At 36.9% G+C, this 20863-nt stretch carries 20 protein-coding genes and 2 pseudogenes; 19 read left to right on the forward strand and 3 right to left on the reverse strand.

All coding sequences use genetic code 11. The features are described 5' to 3' along the window. Positions 1–146 precede the first annotated feature (146 nt). Both NST81_RS08365 and NST81_RS08370 read right to left on the reverse strand, forming a co-directional pair. Positions 147–617, reverse strand: coding sequence for a CBO0543 family protein (locus tag NST81_RS08365; protein ID WP_328202952.1), 471 nt, complete (start codon positions 615–617; stop codon positions 147–149). A gap of 1033 nt (positions 618–1650) precedes the next feature. After that, on the reverse strand, positions 1651–2814 hold the full coding sequence (locus NST81_RS08370; RefSeq protein WP_048623008.1) for an IS256 family transposase: 1164 nt from the start codon (positions 2812–2814) through the stop codon (positions 1651–1653). A 309-nt stretch (positions 2815–3123) separates the two neighbouring features. Here NST81_RS08370 and NST81_RS08375 point away from each other — a divergent pair, with 309 nt between their 5' ends. The 12 genes and pseudogenes from NST81_RS08375 (at position 3124) to NST81_RS08430 (ending at position 14572) form a co-directional block, all read left to right on the forward strand. Beyond that, entirely contained in the window at positions 3124–3594 is a 471-nt protein-coding gene (locus tag NST81_RS08375) for a GNAT family N-acetyltransferase (protein ID WP_048624441.1), read from the forward strand. Between the two features lie 113 nt (positions 3595–3707). Next, entirely contained in the window at positions 3708–4163 is a 456-nt protein-coding gene (locus NST81_RS08380; protein ID WP_048623323.1) for a GNAT family N-acetyltransferase, read from the forward strand. Between the two features lie 233 nt (positions 4164–4396). Next, a pseudogene (locus NST81_RS08385) lies at positions 4397–4973 on the forward strand (isochorismatase family protein). Positions 4974–5590: 617 nt separating this feature from the next. Beyond that, positions 5591–5974, forward strand: a complete 384-nt coding sequence (locus NST81_RS08390; RefSeq protein ID WP_341029366.1) for a hypothetical protein — start codon at positions 5591–5593, stop codon at positions 5972–5974. A gap of 777 nt (positions 5975–6751) precedes the next feature. Further along, positions 6752–6889 (forward strand): hypothetical protein, encoded by a 138-nt coding sequence (locus NST81_RS08395; RefSeq protein ID WP_244878054.1) that lies wholly within the window; start codon positions 6752–6754, stop codon positions 6887–6889. A 135-nt stretch (positions 6890–7024) separates the two neighbouring features. Then, a complete protein-coding gene (locus NST81_RS08400) occupies positions 7025–7216 on the forward strand; it encodes a hypothetical protein (protein ID WP_244878055.1) in 192 nt (63 codons plus the stop codon). Positions 7217–7508: 292 nt separating this feature from the next. Then, positions 7509–7785, forward strand: a pseudogene (locus NST81_RS08405) (cysteine hydrolase family protein); the annotation flags it as partial. A gap of 165 nt (positions 7786–7950) precedes the next feature. Further along, positions 7951–8328 (forward strand): YidH family protein, encoded by a 378-nt coding sequence (locus tag NST81_RS08410; protein ID WP_328204098.1) that lies wholly within the window; start codon positions 7951–7953, stop codon positions 8326–8328. 201 nt (positions 8329–8529) lie between these two features. Beyond that, complete coding sequence (gene htpG / locus NST81_RS08415) at positions 8530–10404, forward strand: molecular chaperone HtpG (RefSeq protein ID WP_328204101.1); 1875 nt, start codon at positions 8530–8532, stop codon at positions 10402–10404. Positions 10405–10666: 262 nt separating this feature from the next. Beyond that, on the forward strand, positions 10667–11689 hold the full coding sequence (locus NST81_RS08420; protein ID WP_048623326.1) for a sporulation protein: 1023 nt from the start codon (positions 10667–10669) through the stop codon (positions 11687–11689). A gap of 452 nt (positions 11690–12141) precedes the next feature. Then, positions 12142–13503 (forward strand): IS1182 family transposase, encoded by a 1362-nt coding sequence (locus NST81_RS08425; RefSeq protein ID WP_341027651.1) that lies wholly within the window; start codon positions 12142–12144, stop codon positions 13501–13503. 166 nt (positions 13504–13669) lie between these two features. Further along, positions 13670–14572 (forward strand): DMT family transporter, encoded by a 903-nt coding sequence (locus NST81_RS08430; RefSeq protein WP_048623328.1) that lies wholly within the window; start codon positions 13670–13672, stop codon positions 14570–14572. 69 nt (positions 14573–14641) lie between these two features. On the opposite strand, the gene NST81_RS08435 is transcribed toward NST81_RS08430, so the two are convergent. Continuing rightward, positions 14642–14791: a hypothetical protein gene (locus NST81_RS08435; protein ID WP_156179232.1), complete on the reverse strand. Its 150-nt coding sequence runs from the start codon at positions 14789–14791 to the stop codon at positions 14642–14644. A gap of 710 nt (positions 14792–15501) precedes the next feature. Between NST81_RS08435 and NST81_RS08440 the strand changes: the two genes are divergently transcribed. The 7 genes from NST81_RS08440 (at position 15502) to NST81_RS08470 (ending at position 20850) form a co-directional block, all read left to right on the forward strand. Further along, on the forward strand, positions 15502–16392 hold the full coding sequence (locus NST81_RS08440) for a DUF262 domain-containing protein (protein ID WP_053083238.1): 891 nt from the start codon (positions 15502–15504) through the stop codon (positions 16390–16392). A gap of 91 nt (positions 16393–16483) precedes the next feature. After that, on the forward strand, positions 16484–17527 hold the full coding sequence (locus NST81_RS08445; RefSeq protein ID WP_048622401.1) for an IS30 family transposase: 1044 nt from the start codon (positions 16484–16486) through the stop codon (positions 17525–17527). Positions 17528–17828: 301 nt separating this feature from the next. Continuing rightward, the gene (locus tag NST81_RS08450; protein WP_328203079.1) at positions 17829–18899 is read left to right on the forward strand and encodes a DUF4357 domain-containing protein; all 1071 of its coding nucleotides are present in this window, start codon (positions 17829–17831) and stop codon (positions 18897–18899) included. Positions 18900–19078: 179 nt separating this feature from the next. Next, positions 19079–19528 (forward strand): hypothetical protein, encoded by a 450-nt coding sequence (locus NST81_RS08455; RefSeq protein ID WP_048623329.1) that lies wholly within the window; start codon positions 19079–19081, stop codon positions 19526–19528. Then, a complete protein-coding gene (locus tag NST81_RS08460; protein ID WP_082142283.1) occupies positions 19456–19602 on the forward strand; it encodes an HNH endonuclease in 147 nt (48 codons plus the stop codon). Before NST81_RS08455 ends, NST81_RS08460 begins: the two co-directional genes overlap by 73 nt. A gap of 452 nt (positions 19603–20054) precedes the next feature. Beyond that, on the forward strand, positions 20055–20576 hold the full coding sequence (locus NST81_RS08465; RefSeq protein WP_048623330.1) for an acyl-CoA thioesterase: 522 nt from the start codon (positions 20055–20057) through the stop codon (positions 20574–20576). 196 nt (positions 20577–20772) lie between these two features. Continuing rightward, complete coding sequence (locus NST81_RS08470; RefSeq protein ID WP_371836630.1) at positions 20773–20850, forward strand: CRISPR-associated endonuclease Cas2; 78 nt, start codon at positions 20773–20775, stop codon at positions 20848–20850. Positions 20851–20863: the final 13 nt, after the last annotated feature.

A 20863-nucleotide genomic window follows, 5' to 3' on the forward strand; every position in this document is an offset into this window, starting at 1 on the left:
CCTGTAATGACGATTTCGTTACGGCGAGTGATTCCGAATTAAGGTTTTCCTAAGTTGCAGGCAATGGATACACCAGAATGATTGTCCATATGAAAGAGATAGCTTTATTTTTTCGTCTAAAGATGGTGCTCACTATACCTTTGGTTTCATCCATTTTGTTTATCCATTTTGTTTATCCATTGCATCAACAAACGGACAAAAAGCGATAAAAAAAAGATGGTTATAAACGAATACATCCATGTCCAATTATGGTACTCGATTAAATCTGTATATTTTTCACAAAGAACTTCAATGATTGTTAAAGCAGCGGTATACAATGCACATTGTAGAACAATGCCTGGAAATTTGGAATGATAAGTTGTTTGAAAAAAGTAAACACACATTATTGGGTATAGAAAGGATTCAAAAACAATGCTCGTATCGAAATATTTGCTTAAAAACCGAACAGGGTATTCAATCAATTTCTCTTTTGCAACAAAAATGCCAATAAATGTGGAAAAATAAGCTTTTAATAAGAAAACTAAAATCGAGTCTTTGATTAGTGTTTTTTTTCTGAATCTAAAAAGCAATAAGGCCATTCCAATGATTACAAACGACCACAAAATCATTTTGCTCATGGATCAATCAGTCTCCCGCGTTCATTCTCTTTTGCTTTATTATCCCTAAATCATCGCGGAATATTTATCGATTGCATGAAAGGTTTTTACTGAAGGCATCATTTCTGCTGTTTGAACAGGAAAATATCGGATAATGTTTTTCTGGTGAAATATCGCTGACTTAACAATTCCGAAAGTGCAGATGTTTTGAACAAGCGTCTTAATGCTACTCATATAAAACGGATACTCGCAAATGACAGCTCTTAGCAAAAGTTTATTAAGGACCTTTTCGTGGTTTGGAAAGAAATTGTAAAAAATGTTTTGCCTTGGTGGGAAAGGGAAGACAATGATTCAAAGATCGTAGAATTTTTATAGGCTGGGAAAATATTGTTTATGTGATTCGAGGCGACTACTGTAATCCATTTTCATGATGAATCGTTTTATAAAAAATAGGGCTATTTTTCTTGAAAAGAAACTTTTCCATTAAATTCAATGATAAATTGCAAAATGGATGAATGGATTCTGCTAGAAAACCAATGATCCGTTTAATGGTAAAAAAGTAATGATTTTCATATTGAAATTTTAGTAGAGGAACATTAAGAAATAACCCAATCTTTATGGACCATTTTTATTATGACGAGTACAAGTTTGCTTCCTTATACGCTCCGGCAACATCTTGAAAAATAATGCTTTCCATCTTTTCCCTATATATTGAAATACGATAAAAAACTTAATCAAAATATTGTTGTATCTTTCGAGTCGTTTTATTTGATCTTTTCTATTAATCATTGTATAAAAGAATACGAAAGGGGTTGCAAAACTACTAGGAAATAAGTCCTTCTTATAGTTTTCCCTTTTTCAAAACAACACACACGTGAAAGGACGGTTCTACAACAGGTACCGTCAAGAATTTTGTGTAAGAGAGTATTCTCAGATACGTTTTTTTAATCTTGGAGGAGGTGTTTAGTTGTCTTATATGAGACTGAATATTCAGTCTCATATAAGACAACTTAGTCTCCCTAGACTCTGTTCTTCATGAACAAAATTTGGTCTTTCAGTATCTTTCTTCAAACATATCTTGAAGTGCCTTGTATGCCGTAGAAAACCCTTTAAGTTTTCTAGTGGACCATTTTTCATTCAAGTCCTGTACCGTTAAGAACGTGATTTTTTCTGCTGCTTCAATACTGGTTAAGCTGTTCATCGTTTTGAGTCGTTTACGTATATCTTTAATCGTTCGTTCAATAGCATTGGTCGTGTAGATGACACTACGAATACTGGTCGGATATTTCATGAATGTTAGGAGGACATCTAAATCCTGTTCCCAAGATTGGACTTCTCTAGGATACTTTTTAGACCACTTGTCTTTAAACTCATGAAAGGCTTGAATGGCTGCGTCTCTTGTCATCGAACGATAGATCAGCTTTAGGTCTTCAGCCACTTCAAATTGGTCTTTTTTCCTTACCTTGTTTAACGTATTTCTTACTTTGTGGACCACACATCGTTGAACATCGGCTTTCGGATAGACGGCTTTAAAGGCTTCTTCAAGACCTGGGAGTCCATCAAAAACACCAAGTAAGACTTCATGAGCACCGCGTGTATAAAGGTCTTGGAGAATCTCTTGCCAGCCATGCGCGCTTTCTTGACCTCCAACGTAAAAGCCAAGAATTTCACGATAACCTTCTTCATTGACACCAAGAACAACGTAAATGACTTCTTTGGCATACGTATCACGACGAACTTTTATATAAAACCCATCAAGATACAACACAGAATACCGTTTGTTTAATGGACGTTGTTGCCATTTTTGAATATCCTCCAACGCGGCATCTGTAATATGACTAATCGTGGTAGGAGAGTAGGTTGAACCAAGAATTCTTTCGATAAACTTCCCAATTTCTCGAGTGCTCATCCCACTTTGATACATTTTAATAATCGCCTGTTCCAGCCAGCCGTCTTGACGTTGATAAGGCTCAAACAGTTGAGTCTGGAAATCCCCGTTGCGATCTCTTGGAACCGTAAGAGCTTCTATTTTCCCGTACTTTGTATCAAGAGTACGGTGATAATAACCATTTCTTGAGTTTTGAACGTGTTCCTGTTCCACTTGGAGGAAATTTTTGATTTCTTCTCTCATGATGAATTCAAGCTTTTCTTGAACAAAATCTTTTATCATATTTTCCAGTTGATTTGCGAAATCTGAGTTGAGTATACTATTACTCATAAGGTAGGGTATCTCCTTTCAGTTTTGTTTGGTCGCAAATCTGAGAATACCCTGCCTTTTTCTTTTTTTCTAGTAGAAAAATTTGCTTACACAAAATAATTTACATCATCGCGAAATAATAGGAATATTACAATAAATGAAAATTCACTGTATAATGAAATGGAATCCTGTGATGATTTCTTCCATTTTTTTAATCTTTTGAAAATCAGAGTTTATGAAATCTTGTGTTAGCTCGGAGGAGAGATGATTGGTTATGGAGGGGAAGTTGTTTTTGAGATAATATTTGAAAGAAAGGAATGCTTTTATATCATGAATATGCCAGTCGACATTCGTAAAGCAACCATTCAAGATTTAGAAGAAATTGTAAGATTGCGTTTGGAACTTTTTAAGGAATTAGGAGAAGTGCGATCTGAACAAGAAGAGGCTCTCGTTATAACCGCTACAAAAGAATATTTAGAAGAAGCACTTACAAATAATGAATTCATTTCATACTTAGCTCTATTAAATGATCATGTGATCAGTGTAAGCGGGATGGTTTTATTTAAACGGCCGCCTTATTTAGAGAATCTAAAAGGACTGGAGGCTTACATATTGAATATGTATACCATTCCTCAATATCGGGGGAAAGGTATAGCAAGATCATTATTAGAAAAGTTGATAGAGGAATGCAAAAAAACAGGAGTGAGACGACTTTGGTTGCATGCATCTGATGATGGAAAGCCGTTATATACAAAAATGGGATTTACTTTTCATCACGGTGAAATGGAATTATTTATTTAAATAATGGTATTGGAACCATCTTCTTATTGAACGGATCGATTTTGATGCCATGTACTCGAAACTTAAAGAAATTATAGAAAAATAGAAAAAATGATGATCGCGGAGGAGAAAAAATGAACCATCATGTAGTCATAAGGCCGGCAATGGAGCAAGATATTTCTGAATTATATGAACTAATGCTGCAGTATATTGTTGATTTTTACAAACAACCTGTCCCTAAAGAAAGGGATTTAAAAGACTTGATTCATCATTTAATGGAAAATCCTTCGAGCGGACTTCAATTTGTTGCTGAACATCAAGGAGAACTGGTAGGTTTTGCTACTTTGTACTTTACTTTTAGCACTTTAAAAGTAAAAAAACAGGCCATTTTAAATGATTTATTTGTGATTCCGAATGCAAGAGGAAAGAAAATCGGACAGAAATTATTTCAAGCATGCTTAGAATACATACGAGAAAACGACTTTGCCTTTATGACATGGGAAACGGCAAAAGATAATAAAATTGCACAGTCTTTATACAACAAAATGGGTGGAAAATTATCGGAGTGGCTATATTATGAAATCAGCTGATTTTCATATCGTTGCAATCGGAAAACATTAAGTAATTATGTCAAAATTCTTGTTTATTCAATCTAACTAATAGAAGAGGAGATAGAACATTGCTTTATTTTTTAGAAGAAGTTTTAAGATTATCATAAAATTATTATGTAAACTTGAAGATATTTAAAAGGGAATGCAAAAAAATTCGTTTGATTTATAAAAAATTCGAAGATGAATCTCCGTTGGGAGCCTAAATTGTTAAATTGGGGGATGAACATGGATTCCAATCAACAAATCGTGACGTTCAACAAGGATTTGAAGATAAAAGATGGGGAAAGCGCAATAATCCGAACACTGAAGAAAATATTTACATTTTATTAAAAATATGGAGAGAGAAGCAATGACCTGTTATCCATGTCCACATATATCGACGAATTCTCATTCACCTCTGGCTGCTAACAGTAAAGGAGTTTCGTTTAAGGAGATTGTAAATCATTAGAAGGCGAAGTCATCATTCAAAAACATGTGAACAGTGCCTTTATAGGGACTAATTTGGAACAATACCTTAAGGAACACGGTATCCATCATGTCGTGATCACCGGTTTAACGACTCCTCATTGCGTTTCCACCACGACAAGAATGAGTGGAAACCTAGGATTTAATACAAATCTAGTATCAGGCGCTATAGCTGCCTTTGGATTAAAAGGACCTGATGGTGTCTATTATGATGCTGATCAAATTCATACCATTTCTCTTGCCACTTTGCATGGAGAATTTGCAACGGTTTTGACTAAGGAAGAACTGATTGAACAAATCATAGGACCTAAATTTTTAATATAATTTTTTTAGTGTTAAGACAAAAATACAATAAGCATTCCCACTATTAATATGAATCATTCCATATCCCATTGACCGTTAACTTGTTCCTGCTTTAGGGCTAAATCTCATGGCAGAGGAGAAGTCGGTATTGTTGAAGTGGAAGATACAGATGGATTCTATATTATGAAATCAATTTGAATAGACAATGATCTAGTCACAGGCACCTGTAAGGCACCTGTAATGATCTACAGGTGCCTTTTCTTGTTAGCTAAGTATGGATATGTAGTCAGAAGGACGTAAGTCGAGCATGATAGGCAGTAATAGTGGTTTGCAGGGTTAATGTATTTTGGATATCCAATTCATGAACCACAATTAATCAACTCCTCCAAAGGATAATATACAGACATTCAATAACAAGAAACGCCGACTTTTTATTTAGATAAGTGCCGCAAGTGGAAATGAGCCGAATGTATTTATTTCTCATAGTCTTATGTTCGCTTCAATTGTATAAAATTTGATTCAAACCACGTTTTCCTACCGTTGCTTTTTGCGAAAAAAATCTTAATAGACAAACAACTGACATACACCTATATCGTTCTTTCAGAATAATCTAAAAAACTAAGGGGAGGGACGCATTAATGTCTTCTGACTTTGTAGGGATCCATTCTTATCAACGAAATGATTATCTTGATGCTATTGAGGCTGCGTTAAAAAAAGGGATGGCCGCCAAGGAAGTAGTGTGTTCTATTACAACAGGTTTTCGAAGAATTCCATCTATAAGAGTGGCGCCGGGACTGAATCCGTATCATGCAACAGTTGCGGATATCGGCTACGGATTTGACGCTGTACAAGGAACGATTCAACGCATCCGTCAAGGCGATTTGATTCCTCTTGAAAAAGAAATGCTTGTCTTTGAACTTGATACTTTGCGTATTAGTGAAAAACAATTAAGTCCCAATTTTGAATTAGCTGTTCAAGGAGCTGATCCGAGCGTTTTTTATGTGCGCCCGGCATGTACATGAACTATAGGGTGTAAGTCCCGAACCCCGAAGACAGAAGTAGAGGTTAGCCAAGAGCAAGGGTGTCCGTGGTGACGCGGAATCTGAAGGAAGCTGGAGGCAAAACACCGGTCCGAGGAACACGAACCTCATATAAGGCTAGGTATGATTGAGTGAGTTTGCATAACAAAACAAAGCTCTTTCTGTCGAAGGTCATATCGAGTAAATGAGGCGGATAGATGGTGTGAAAGTGCATGTACTTACCCGGGGAGGTCTGGCGGATATGTGAAGTACTCTTCATAACCTACTTAGTGATAAGTAGCTGAACCGTCAGAAGTCAGCAGAGGTCATAGTATTAGTTGGTCTAGAACAACTAAGAAGGACCGAACAATTAAGAGAGAATAGCCCTTGGTATTCAGTGAGTCATGATGAACACAGAAAACGTAGTACCTCACTTGAGGGAGGAAGCGGTGAATCCCGTGGGAGACCTCTTGGAGGGTGGAGTGACCACTGGCATAAAGAGAACAGCTATTCACGGAAGTTATAAAGACTTGCGTCAATTATCTTAATTGAACCGCCGTATACGGAACCGTACGTACGGTGGTGTGAGAGGACGGGAGTTAATCGCTCCCTCCTACTCGATTTAGTCGAGCAAAGTCGATATTTAAACCGTCAAATCGCTAAAATGATTAAGAGAGCTAATAAGCTTGGCCAGTCCTTTCTTGGTCCTGAATGGGAGGCAATACGCGCGAAGAACGAGAAAATTCAAGCAATCCCTCGTCTTTAGGAGGAAAGTTCTTTATGCTTAATACACGACTTATCAATATGAGTGCAGAGAAACAGCATTGCTTGATGGAGTGGTGGAACGCAACGGAGTCTGCCAAGCCAGTGGTACAACGTTTAGTCTCATTGGTAAGTGAACTTCGTTTACATCCGTAATCCAGCAATGCAGATGGGATGATTCTTTTTTATAGGGCTGCTTCCGAAATTTCATATGGTTATGCAGGTATGCGCGGATGTTTACGCCGAGCTTTTGCAGGTGAATACAACGAAGCTCTTCGGAAGAATATGATAATGTGTCAAGGGTTTGCCCGTAAATTTTCTGTTGATACGAAAGTTCTTCTTGAACGTGTGGCCAAGCAAATCTCTGGACCAAACGCTTTGCAATTGATCCATCGAATACGCGAGACGTTAGTGGAAAATGATGCGATGCTAAATGAAATAGAGAAAAGAGCTCGTGCTTTCTATGAAGAGAGGGATCGCTGACAAAACGGGGCCAATGTATACAAAAGATAAAAAATTAAAACATTTCACAAAATATTAAATGGAAGTCTCTAAATAAAATCTAATGACCATGTCCAAAAAGATACAATGACTCAAAGGGCCGATTTTTATTGATCGTACATTTTCATTCACGTTTCTCAATCAAACTTGGACGGAAAACATCCGCCCTTTTTTATTATTTAAAATTCGGATTCCAAAGCCAGACTGATAAGTCCCTTCCACAGTCTTATCCTTATAGGTTGTCCGGCAACCAAAACAACTTTTTCCCGCCAATAAGGAACATGAAATCCATAATGTCGTCATTACTGGTTTAACGACTTCTCAATGCGATCCACTCCACTACTACAAGAATGAGTGGAAACCTAGGATTTAATACATATCTAGTATCAGGCGCTACAGCTGCCTTTGGATTAAAAGGACCTGCTAGTGCATATTATGATGCTGATCAAATTCATGCCATTTCTCTAGCCACTTTGCATGGAGAATTTGCAACGGTTCTGACTACTGAAGAACTAATCGATTTTATTGAAAAATCCCATTCCATGAACTAAGCTAAGAGTGAAAACATCGTCCAAACAAGCAATCCGTCTGGCGATACAGGAATTCTTGATTGAAATAATCGTGAAGCAATCCAAATTTGTCAAGAACAATTATTGAAAAACGGAAATTTCGTAGTATATATAGATGTAGACTTTAAATGGAAAGGCTATGGATTCATGGATGAGAAAAAACGTACCGTTACAGAAGATTCAAAATATATTCAGCAGCATTTAGCTAACGAACGAACATTTTTGGCATGGATTCGAACTGCGATTGCAATTATGGGAATCGGTTTTCTTATTCTAAACTTGCATATCAAATCGGCTACTCAATCCTTATCCAATATGACTGTGCAAATCATCGGGCTATTATCGGTCTTAACAGGCATATGTACAATCCTGTTTTCGACTTTCAGCTATTTTCAAAAAGCGAAACAAATTAATGAACAAACGTTTCGATCTTCTCGTTCTCTTATTTTGTTTTTAGCAATGTTAATGTTACTTGTCACTTTTTTGTTCGGTTATTATTTCTTTGTTTCGTTAATAGGAAAATAAATGATCGCTCGAATCCTCATTTGCCTATCATTAGAAGATAGAACAAGTCGATATGGCTTATATCCTATTTGACAAATGCCATTTTCTGTGCTATCTAAACAATTGATTAGCACTCAATATGCGAGAGTGCTAATATTGATTATAAAGCGATAAGGACATTCTTTACATATAGGAATTTTGTTCGTGGAAAGGAGAGTCTTTATGGCAAAAAAGCAGTTTAAAGCCGAATCGAAACGACTGTTAGAAATGATGATCCATTCCATTTATTCTCAAAAAGAAATCTTTTTAAGAGAGCTCATTTCCAATGCCAGTGACGCCATTGACAAAATCTATTACAAAGCGCTGACAGATGATTCGCTCACTTTTGACAAAGACAATTACTATATTAAAATCATCCCCAATAAAGAAAACAGAACGTTGACGATCGTGGATACCGGGATTGGGATGACGAAAGAAGAGCTTGAACATAACCTTGGAACTATCGCAAAAAGCGGCTCTCTTGCCTTTAAAAATGAAAATGAATTGAAAGACGGCCATGAGATCATTGGTCAATTCGGGGTAGGATTTTATTCTGCTTTTATGGTCGCGGATGTTGTGACGGTCATCAGCAAGGCTTTAGGCAGCGATGAAGCTTATAAATGGGAATCTCAAGGTGCTGATGGATATAGTATTGAACCGTGCGAGAAAGATTCAGTTGGAACCGAAATAATTTTAAAATTAAAAGAGAATACAGAAGATGAAAATTATGATGAATATCTAGATGAGTATCGTTTAAAAGCGATTATCAAAAAATATTCTGATTTCATTCGCTACCCAATCAAAATGGATGTAACGGAAAGAAGACGGAAAGAGGGCAGCGAAAACGAATTTGAAGAATATAAAGAAGAACAGATTATTAATAGTATGGTTCCGATTTGGAGAAAAAATAAAAACGAACTGACGGACGAAGATTACGAGAATTTTTATCGAGAAAAACATTACGGTTTCGACAAACCGATCAAACATATCCATATTAGCGTTGACGGTACGGTACGATATCAAGCTATTTTATTCATTCCTGAGAAAATTCCTTTTGACTATTACACAAAAGAATTTGAAAAAGGGTTAGAGCTGTATTCTAGCGGTGTCTTAATTATGGACAAGTGTCCAGACTTGCTTCCAGATTATTTCAGCTTTGTCAAAGGAATGGTCGACTCCGAAGATTTATCTCTCAATATTTCAAGAGAGATGTTGCAACAGGATAAACAAGTAAAGTTTATCGCTAAAAATATTAAACATAAAATAAAAAGAGAATTGGAGCGTTTATTAAAAAATGATCGTGAGAAGTACGAAGCATTTTATCAATCCTTTGGCAGACAGTTAAAGTTTGGAGTCTATAATGATTTTGGAAAAGATAAAGAATTACTGCAGGACTTATTGATGTTCTACTCCTCAAAAGAGAAGAAGCTGGTCACCTTAAATGAATATGTTTCCAGAATGACGGAAGATCAAAAATATATTTATTATGCAACTGGAGAAACCATTGAACGGATTGAAAAGCTTCCGCAGACAGAGATCGTAGCAGAAAAAGGTTATGAAATTCTATATTTCACCGATGATATCGACGAATTTGCGATCAAAATGCTAATGAAATACAAAGACAAAGAATTTAAATCTGTATCGAGCGGCGACTTAGGAATTGAAGAAGACAAGGCTCAAGCCGAAGCGGAAGAAAAAGAACACAAAGAACTCTTTGATTTTATGAAAGAAGTTTTATCCGGCAAAGTCAAAGACGTCAGAGCATCCGCAAGATTAAAATCGCATCCTGTATGTTTTGCAACAGAAGGCGAAGTATCAATTGAAATGGAAAAAGTCCTAAGCACGATGCCGAACAACCCAAACATTAAAGCGGAAAAAATTTTAGAAATCAATATCCATCACGATGTCTTTCAATCTTTAAAAGACGCCTATGCAAACGACAAAGACAAATTAAAACTGTACACGAACTTGTTGTACAATCAAGCTCTTCTCATTGAAGGCTTGCCGATTCAAGACCCGGTTGAGTTTTCAAATGACATTTGCAAAATGATGGTTTGATAGGGTGAAAGATTCAAGGCTTTACTTCGCAGGAGGTAAAGCCTGTTTTTAAATTTATTCATATACCAATTACCATTAAATGGGATATGGAAGTTTTCAGAATATCGTTTCCGTACTTATAAAAAAAGCGGGCAACACACAAATAAGAGTGATCGTTTGTCAAGAAACTGTACCATTTTTGGCGAACTGGAACAAAAGAGTTTCAAAATAAAAATGATATAATACAACTGCTAAAAACATTTTTTTAAGGGAGAGTTAGACAATGTTTAAAAGATTCCTTGCAAGTTTTGGAAAAGGTTCAGCTACCGTTGACTTGCGTTTATATACGAATTCCTTTCATGTCGGGGAAAGTGTTCAAGGAGAAGTCCTCATCTATGGAGGAGAATATGAACAAAAAATCAAATCCATTGATGTGGGACTGTTTATGGAAATTCGCAATGAACACGGCATTACAAAACATCATATCGATACCATTCCAGCCAGCGGGCCATTTATCATTCAAGCTAAAGAGCAAAAAACCATTCCATTTGCCTATCAACTTCCTTATACATTACCTGTTTCCAGTCCGACCGTATCCTTTTACTTTGATACATATTTAGACATTGAAGGCGGGGCGGATAAATCAGATGTAGATTATATTGAAATTAAACCGGTACCGCAAATCATCCATGTGTTTGAAGCAATGGAAAGAATCGGATTCCGCCAAAAACCCACTTCTGGAAAATTGGACAGCCAAGGCCAAGAATTTTCGTTTTTCCCAATGAATCATTTTGCCCAAGAAATTCATGAAATTGAAATGCGTTTTTCCATCGAGGAACATGGAATCCGCCTCTGGATGGAAATCGAAGCTCGGCAAGGCTATCATGAAGTCGAAATCAAAAGAGATTTCTTTTTGCCAGAAGGAATATTGAATAATATGTCGGAGTTAGTAAACGTGTTGGAAAGGTATATTGTTGAATCCGTTCGCCAGCCTGGTTCTTATTATGAACCGCATTCTTATTATGAACCACATTCTTATCATGAACCATATTTTTACCACCAACCGCATTCTTATCGACACGAACCATATTATGACGATGATTATGACGTCCATCATCGTCATGGAAGCTCCGCCGCCGGAATGATTGGCAGCTTTGCAGCCGGTGCATTGGGAGGCATATTGATGGATGAAGTCATGCAGGAATTCATGCATGAAGATCACGATCAAGACCACGATCAAAATCATGATCAAGATCATGATCATGATGGATTTGATTTTGGCGATTTCTTTGGTGATGATGAGTGAGAATTCACCTTTTTTAATGGAAACGAATAAAAGCTTTGAACAAAAGAAAAGGGGATACCCGAAAAGTATAACCTTTTGGGTAACCCTTTTCCTTTTTTAAAAACACACAAGAAAAACTAAATAGGCGATGACATCGGAAAAATCAAAAAAGTTCAATTGAGAACAAGAAAGAATGAAAAGGATTTTGTCTAGAAGCGCCAAGAAAAAAACACCTGCGGGGATTGAATTGGCAACCTTTACGAAAAGAAAAAGGAAAATCCGTTTATTTGTAGCTCACCATTATACATCGGTAGCGTGGAAAAGCCTGTTTGATCTCGCAATTTCAAGAAAAAACAAGTTACTTGATCACTTTATAAAAGTGATACAGACTGTCGACAAATCCGAAAAAACCGGATTTGCCGACAGTCTTTTTTTGTATAATTAAGATACCGTAATGAATTGAGGTGGATGAAGTGCTAACAAAAAATACACAGATGAATCGTGATCAAATAGAAATGATAGCTTTAGACCAACTTGTACCTGCAGATCATTTGGTTCGTAAAATCGACGCTGCTATTGATTTTTCATTTATCTATTCGCTTGTTCAAGACATGTATTCATCGGAAAGAGGTCGACCAAGTATTGATCCAGTTGTATTGATTAAAATGGCTTTCATCCAATATACCTTCGGTATTCGTTCCATGCGAAAAACTATAGAGGAAATCGAAACGAATCTGGCTTACCGTTGGTTTCTTGGATTTGGTTTTTATGATAAGGTACCTCACTTTTCAACGTTTGGGAAAAACTACGAGCGACGCTTTAAGGATACAGACTTATTTGAACAGATATTCTATCGCATTTTGAAAGAAGCTGCAGATAAGAAGCTGATAAGCAGTGAGCATGTCTTTATTGATTCTACTCATGTCAAAGCGAGTGCGAATAAGCATAAATTTGTGAAGAAAGTGGTTCGAAAAGAAACGAAAGCCTATCAAGCACGTCTACAAGATGAGATAAATGCTGATCGAGAAGCACATGGAAAAAAGCCATTTCCTCCAGATAAATTTGGGAAAGAAGAATATAAAGAAATAAAAGAAAGTACCACTGATCCGGAAAGTGGTTACTACGTAAAAGACGAGCGAACAAAACAGTTTGCTTACTCATTCCATGCTGCTGCGGATCGAAATGGCTTTGTTTTGGGGGCTATTGTAACGCCAGGGAATATTCATGACAGTTCCGTATTGGAGCCACTTCTTGAAAAAGTCATCAAAAAACATGGAAAACCGGTTGTAGTTGCTGCTGACGCTGGATATAAAACTCCCGCCGTTGCCCAATACATATTTGAAAATGATATGACCCCTGCTTTACCTTATACTCGCCCTCGTACAAAGGATGGTTATTTCAAAAAACATGAGTATGTTTACGATGAATACTACGATTGTTATCTTTGTCCGCAAGGACAAGTGTTAAAATATGCAACTACGACGAAGGAAGGCTATCGTCAATATTTTTCTGATCCAGTCCAGTGTAAAGATTGTCCATTCCTTTCGAAGTGCACCCAAAGTAAGGAGCATAAAAAACTGATTCAGCGACATGTATGGGAATTTTATTTAGAGGAAGCTGATCATCTTCGGCATACACAAGAGAATAAGAGCATTTATGCAAGACGGAAAGAAACCATTGAACGTGTTTTTGCTGATGCAAAGGAAAAGCATGGTATGCGTTGGACAACTTTAAGAGGTTTAAAAAAATTGTCCATGCAGGCGATGCTAACTTTTGCTGCAATGAATTTGAAAAAGATGGCTTGCTGGACATGGAAAAGTCCAGCAATAACATAAAATAGACCCCTGGAGGGGTCTATTCCAAACATTTGAAAGCATAAAAGTGACAAAAGGCATCCGAAAGCGCACATTCGGATGCCTTTTGTCTACACTCTGGATCACTTTATAAAAGTGATATATTCTATTTTCATGGTTAAATTGATAGAGAGAAAGAAGAGAAAGCATGAGAGAGTTATCACGTTTTAAAACCATTAGTCTTATTACGTTTCTTGTATTAGTATGGGGAGTATCATGGCCTATATACAAAATTGCCTTAGAGTATACCCCACCTCTCCTATTTGCTGGAATGCGCACCCTTTTTGGCGGGCTGTTGTTGGTTATTCTATTATTGCCAAAATGGAAAGAAATTCGCTGGAAAGAAAACTGGCCTATTTATCTCATTTCGTCCATATTTAATGTCATTTTGTTTTATGGATTACAAACGGTCGGGCTCATGTATATCCCATCCGGATTATTTTCGGTAATTGTATATCTTCAGCCTGTCCTTGTCGGCATTTTTGCTTGGTTATGGCTTAAAGAACCGATGTCAGCCTTAAAAGTCATCGGTTTATTCATTGGCTTTATTGGAGTGGCCGTGGTCAGTGCGAGCGGCTTTTCTGGGCATATTGCGGTTGCGGGGATCATTTTAGCCCTTCTTACAGGAATTAGCTGGGCGCTTGGCACGGTGTATGTCAAAAAAATCAGCTCCCAGGTTGATTCTATGTGGCTCACAGCCTTTCAATGTGTAATCGGGGGAATCGTCCTTACTGGAATTGGTTCGGGTATGGAGAGCTGGTCCGACATCGTATGGAATGTTCCTTACTTATTCGGCTTAATCTTTGGGGCCATTCTAGGTTTATCCGTGAGTTGGATTATTTACTTTACCCTTGTCAATTCCGGAGACGCCAGCAAGGTTGCATCTTACACATTTCTTGTTCCCGTTATCTCCGTCTTTACTGGAACATTATTCTTAAGAGAGCCATTTACGTTCAATCTGGTCATAGGACTCCTCTTAATCGCGTTGAGCATTTATTTAGTCAATCGAAAACCAAAAAACCATATCGAACAACAGAAAAAAGCAGCTTAAAGTTGAAAACCCTCTTGTCGAGACCATCGCATAAGAGGGTTTTTTTATGGCGTTGCCTTGGAGAAGACTTTATTTGACCTTCAGATACTTCAAGATTTCCTCTTGTTTGAATTGAACAGATTCTACCTTTTTCTCTAATTTTTCCATTCTTTCTATTACCGGGTTTAAAGCTTCCTCTAAAATACGCTGCAGCCGAATCGCTTTGTCTTGATCCATCACAATCTAACCTCCGCATCAAAACGATTTTGTTTAAAGATGTATTTTGAATACATCTATATCATACCGTTTGTCATCACTGAAATGAATCGAAAAATGGAAGTTTTAAAAAATTTGTCAAAATAGGGGGGAGATCTTTTTGAGAAAGCTGTAATCTCATATATTAAAGTTCTCAAGGCTAAACTAGTTAGGGAGAGAAAATAATAGCTGGATTCATCAACCGATTCTCTTTTCTAATTAGGGAATTTTAAATCCGTTGCTGTTTGGAATTTTAACACCTTTAATTAAAATTTATAATTCTATAACCATGAGTATACCAAATTATGCTAAAATACTGTTAAAATTGGACTATATAAAAAACGGCGCTTTGTGACTAATCAAAAGAAATACAAGAGTTTCGATCAAAATGAGTATTTCTGTCAACTCCCATTGTCACTTTAGAAGAAGCAATATCAAACGAGATAGACAATATCTGAAATATTTTTGGTACTTTATTAATATAGATTTTTTCTAAATCACCTAAAAAAGAGTAAAGGTTAATATTTGATGAAACACAAAATTAGTTGAAAGTGTGGCAGCATCCAAATTAATGAAAAGAAAAAACAAGAACAAAAACACTTCATTGATTATAACTAGCAAATTTAGCGAATAGACATGCCTTTACTCTTATTAAGAAACGGGAAATACAGATAAAAAATAGGGAGGAAATAAGAATGCAAAAAACATTAAATGCGGAAGAAATGCCGCTTTATAAAGTTTTTTCGGATGATTTCCTGTTTACTATTCCGTCTGTACAGCGCCCATATTCATGGACGTCTGATCAAGCAGGGGATTTGTTAGACGATCTTCTCGATTATATTGATCATCAATCCATCACGAAAGACGATTTTTCTAAGATTGATGAGCCTTATTTTTTGGGCAGTATTGTTCTAGTGAAAAAAGGAGAAAACCTTTATGAGGTTTTGGATGGACAGCAACGGTTAACGACATTAACAATTTTGTTGGCGGTTTTACGTGACTATTTAGGGGGAGAATACGCGAAAACCATTAAACCGATGATTGCCCAAGAAGGCAATATGTTTCTTCAAACAAAAGATCAATATAGAATTGAGTTAAGAAAGATAGATCAATCCTTTTTTCAACATTATATTCAAGAAGAGGGAGCAACTACGAAGCTGAAAGAAAATACTCCAGTTAAAACAGATAGTCAAAAGCGGATTCGAGAGAATGCACTATATTTTATTAACCGTCTAAATACTATAGATCCAGAATTAGTAAAAACATTGCCAGGTGTTATTTATGGACTTTGCTATCTAGTCGTTGTATCAACACCAAATTTTGATTCTGCATTTCGAATTTTCACTGTTTTAAATGATCGTGGTTTGGATTTAATGCCTAGTGATATTTTTAAAGCAAGGGCGTTAGGAGATATACCAGAAGAAGAACAGGAGATTTACACGACAAAGTGGGAAGAAGTAGAAGTTGCGCTTGGCCGCGATCAATTTAATAAGCTGTTTGAACACATTCGCGTAATCATTCAGAAACGAAAAAGCAGCGCGAATATCAAGGATGAATATGAAGGTATATTTTGGCTAGTTGTATAATCAAATGCAACAAGCATAAAAAATGAAAAACCATAGATAAACCACGTATGATTAAGTCGACTAAAACAATATCGATACGGAGGATTTATCTATGGCAATTACTAATTCTACCATAGGAGCTCGGCATTTCAAACACTTAACGGCTTATGACCGTGGGAAAATTGCGGCCTTACACGCTGCTGGTAAGACTCAACAGGAGATTGCAGATTATGTTGGTTGTCACAAAAGCACCATCTCCCGTGAGTTAAGAAGAGGTACAGTGCCACAAAGAAAAAGCAACGGGAAAATTGTTCATGTCTATTTTCCAGACACAGGTCAACTTCTCTATGAGAGAAACAGGAAAGCCTGTGGCCGCAAGCTAAAACTAGACGATGCCATCGAGTTTATTAAGTATGCCGAAACTCAGATCCTTGATAAGAAATGGTCTCCTGATGCGGTATGTGGGAGAGCCAAACGTGATGGGAAATTCAAAGACAAAATGGTTTGCACCAAGACCCTTTATAACTATATTGATCTAGGACTTATAGGCGTTAAAAACATTGACCTACCTATGAAAATTACCCTGAACACCAAGAAAAAACGTAACCGGAAGAATAAGAAGATCTTAGGACGCAGTATCGATGAGCGACCAATTGAAGTCAATGAACGCCAAGAGTTTGGTCACTGGGAAATTGATACGGTTATAGGCAAGAAGACTAAAGATCAGGCCTTATTGACTCTTACTGAGCGCAAAACCCGTAAAGAAATAATTTTGAGAGTGACAGCCAAGGATAGTCTATCCGTTTCAGAAGTCATATCTCAGTTGAAAGTGTCTTATGGTAATCGGTTCTCTAAAGTGTTTAAAACCATTACGGCTGATAACGGTTCTGAATTTGCTGACCTCGGCCTTAGTGTTGAAAAAGATCTAACAGAGGTTTATTTTACACACCCTTACACATCCTGTGAACGAGGAACCAACGAGCGTCATAATGGCCTTATTAGGCGCTTCATACCAAAGGGGAGACCCATTTCCTCTGTGGCAGACGAAACCATTACCTATGTTGAAAATTGGTGTAACCATCTTCCAAGGAAGATCCTCAATTATCGTACACCTGAGGAGTGTTTCCAAATAGAGTTAGCTGGCTTAGCTTCTTAACCTTAAGCCAGCTAACCCAAAGGGTTGGTTTTTAGCAACTTGACAAAGAGCCTCTGCGGGCATGGCTACCAGCCATGAAGCCAGGTATACGGTACTGGCTGGGCCAACCAGGCTACCATGCCCGCCACTCCACGTCAAGTTGCGCAGAGTGTCCCGATTCTACTTAATCATGGGTTATCTGGTCTTTCAATACTTGTTGCATTTAATATTGCAATTTAAGGAAGGTATATTTTCAAAAATATGCGGTAAAAATTTTATTGATGAAATGCTTATACCATATAGTGAGATATATTTGAAGCTAGTGGATTATCAGACTTATTATTCTAATGATCCAAGTATGGTCAAATTACTGAGTCTAATGAATCGAATTGATAACTCTGATTGGATGCCAGTAGCGATGTATTATATTCGTCATCACAATGAAAGAATAAAAGAATTTTTACAACGTTTGGAAACCTTTGCGGCAACGAGCATGATTTTACGGAGAAACTATAATTGGCGTATGTCGAAATATTCAGCGATTTTAAAAGAAATGGATAAAGGGATTGATGTTTTCTCAGAAATGTCAACACTAGAACTATCAAATACAGATAGAGCAGAAGTCATTCATCAATTAAATGGTGATGTATACATAAATTTAAAAGATACGGCTAAGCGGTATATTTTATTACGATTAGATTCTCTTTTAACAAAAGGTCAACCGTATTACAATCATTCGGTTATTACAGTTGAGCATGTATTGCCGCAAAATCCTAAACCTGAAAGCGAATGGCTCAAGAAATTTGAGGAGCCTGAAAAGTATGTACATAAACTAGGAAATCTCGTTCTTTTAACACGGAAGAAAAATTCACAAGCTCAAAATTATGACTTTCCAAAGAAAAAAGCTTCATATTTTCAAACGTCTGGTGGTGTTACATCCTTTGCTTTAACTTCCCAAGTTATTCAATTGGATCAATGGACTCCAGAAGTGGTCGAAAAACGTCAGCGAGAACTGGTCCAATTATTGATCGATGAATGGAAATTGGATAAGCATATCGATTTTAATACATTCAATCAAAATTTTTATATCGAAACACCGAAAGGAATTTCTGCTTCCGGATATCCAGTTGATGAAGGGTTTTTAGTAAAGAAAGGATCCAAATTTTCTTCCTCTGTTAGCCATTCTATAGGAACTGGTTATGCGGAACTTCGCAAAAAGTTGATAGATATGAAAATCTTAAATAAGCAAGAGAATTACTTGGTATTGACTAAGGATCATAAGTTCACGAGCCCTTCTACCGCTTCATCCATCATTCTTGGAAGAAGCTCCAATGGATTGACCGAATGGAAACTTTTAAATGGAAAAACTTTGAAAGAAGTGTTGGGAAAGTAAAAAGGGATCTTTGCACAACAACATAAAATTACTTCGTTTAAGCTATAGCAATTATAAGAAAATAGAGTTACTAAATATCATTCAGGGATTTATGTAAACATAAACATGGCTAAATATTTAACTGAAAAGGCAATGAAGGGAGAAAGCGAAAAAATGTCTTTTTTAAGAAAACAGGTACTTTGATAGGGAAAACTGTAGGATTTGTAACAGGAGAACCTATAAAATTTATAGGTAAAAAGTTAAATAATGATTACATTCAAGAAATTGACGATGGAATTAAAAAAGCCACAACGAATACTGGAACAACGATTGGAAGTATTGCTGAAGGCACATGGAATACAGCTTCAGGTTTAATCAATAAAGATGAAAATAAACGTGATGAAGGTTTAAAGGAATTAAAAAATACCACAATTCGAACGGCAAAAGGAATTGGACAATCTATAAAAAGTACATACAATAATGGAAAAGATGTAGTTCAAGGCGTAGTTAATAATGATAAAGAACAGATGATTAAAGGAGCAAAAGGAATCGGAAAAACGATTCACAACGGGAACAAATATTTGCGAATGAAACACCTGAAGGGTATACATGGCATCATAGTGAAGAACCAGGGAAACTGGAATTGGTAGATGAAGAGATACATGCCGAGACGGCTCATACTGGTGGCAGAGAACTATGGGGAGGCGGAAGTGAAAACCGTTAACATAAAAATCTTAATTTTAAAGTACGACCAATAGGATATAGGGCTAGGCACCACCCTGGTTTTGTTGATATTGAAAGAAAGGGGAGACGGCAGTTAAAGTGGCTATCAGTTTTTTTAGGTATAGTAAAAAAGGAATTGTTGTTTTATACATGTTCATCTTCAAATTTGTTTTGGAAAAACGATTTTTGAAGAGTTGGCCATTCAATCTTTTATAGGGGTTGACGAGGGGGGTGAAAACGTTTTTCGACATTTTGCTTGTATCAATGTATTCTTTTCATGTATATTCAAAATGGTCATAATTATATCGAACTTTTGGCATTCATTATTCATCAGCCAATACACATATTGAATGGTCTTGATTGAAAGGGAATGCAGTATACCGGAACAGAGTTTTAAAGTTTGATAAATTTTACAATTTTGCTTAAATGAGTATTTATGCAGGGGGAATCATCATGAGTGAGATACGATACGTGAGAGAGACAAGAACTTTTAAAGCGAGTCATGTTCTCCCACCGGATACCAATAATCATAATACGTTGTTTGGCGGAAAATTAATGGCACATATCGATGATGTAGCGGCTCTTGCCGCCATGAAGCTTGCGGGAGGCCCAGTTGTAACCGCCTCAACCGATTCTGTCGATTTTCTTCATCCTATTAAAGTAGACGATGAGGTTTCTCTTGAAGCATTTGTGACTTGGACTCATCAAACGTCGATGGAAGTGTTTGTAAAAATCGTCGCAGAAGATCTGATTACTGGTGAACGCACTGTATGCGCCACTTCCTTTTTAACCTTTGTGGCCATTGGAAAAGACGGTCGGCCGACTCCTGTGCCGAAAATTGTTCCGGAAACCGAAGAGGAAAAATTTTTGCATCAAGGGGCGCCAGAAAGAGCAGCTAATCGTAAACAACGCAGAGATCGCAGCAAACATTTAGCAGCTTTATTAGGGACGAAACGGCCATGGGAGACTGACTGACTTGGTTCCTTCATCGACATTAGAACAGGCTTTTAAATTAGACCTTCCTTAGCTGAGGCAGTGATAGTGTTCAGTTCCAACTTTTCTTTACGGTTTTAAGAAGAAGTTAATGAAAGTAGTCTATTGTTGGTGTTAATACGCATGTGTATACACGGTCGGAAGTACATAACAAAAAAGGCAGAGGAAATAGGCAAAAGTGTGTCAAAACTATGGCCAGCGCGTCCAAAATTTTGTATTTGCATGTGTAGTAAAACCGCGCAATTTGCAGCTTTAGAATAGAATTGCCT

The organism is Bacillus sp. FSL W8-0223 (assembly GCF_038006805.1).
Classification (GTDB): domain Bacteria; phylum Bacillota; class Bacilli; order Bacillales; family DSM-4216; genus Bacillus_O; species Bacillus_O smithii.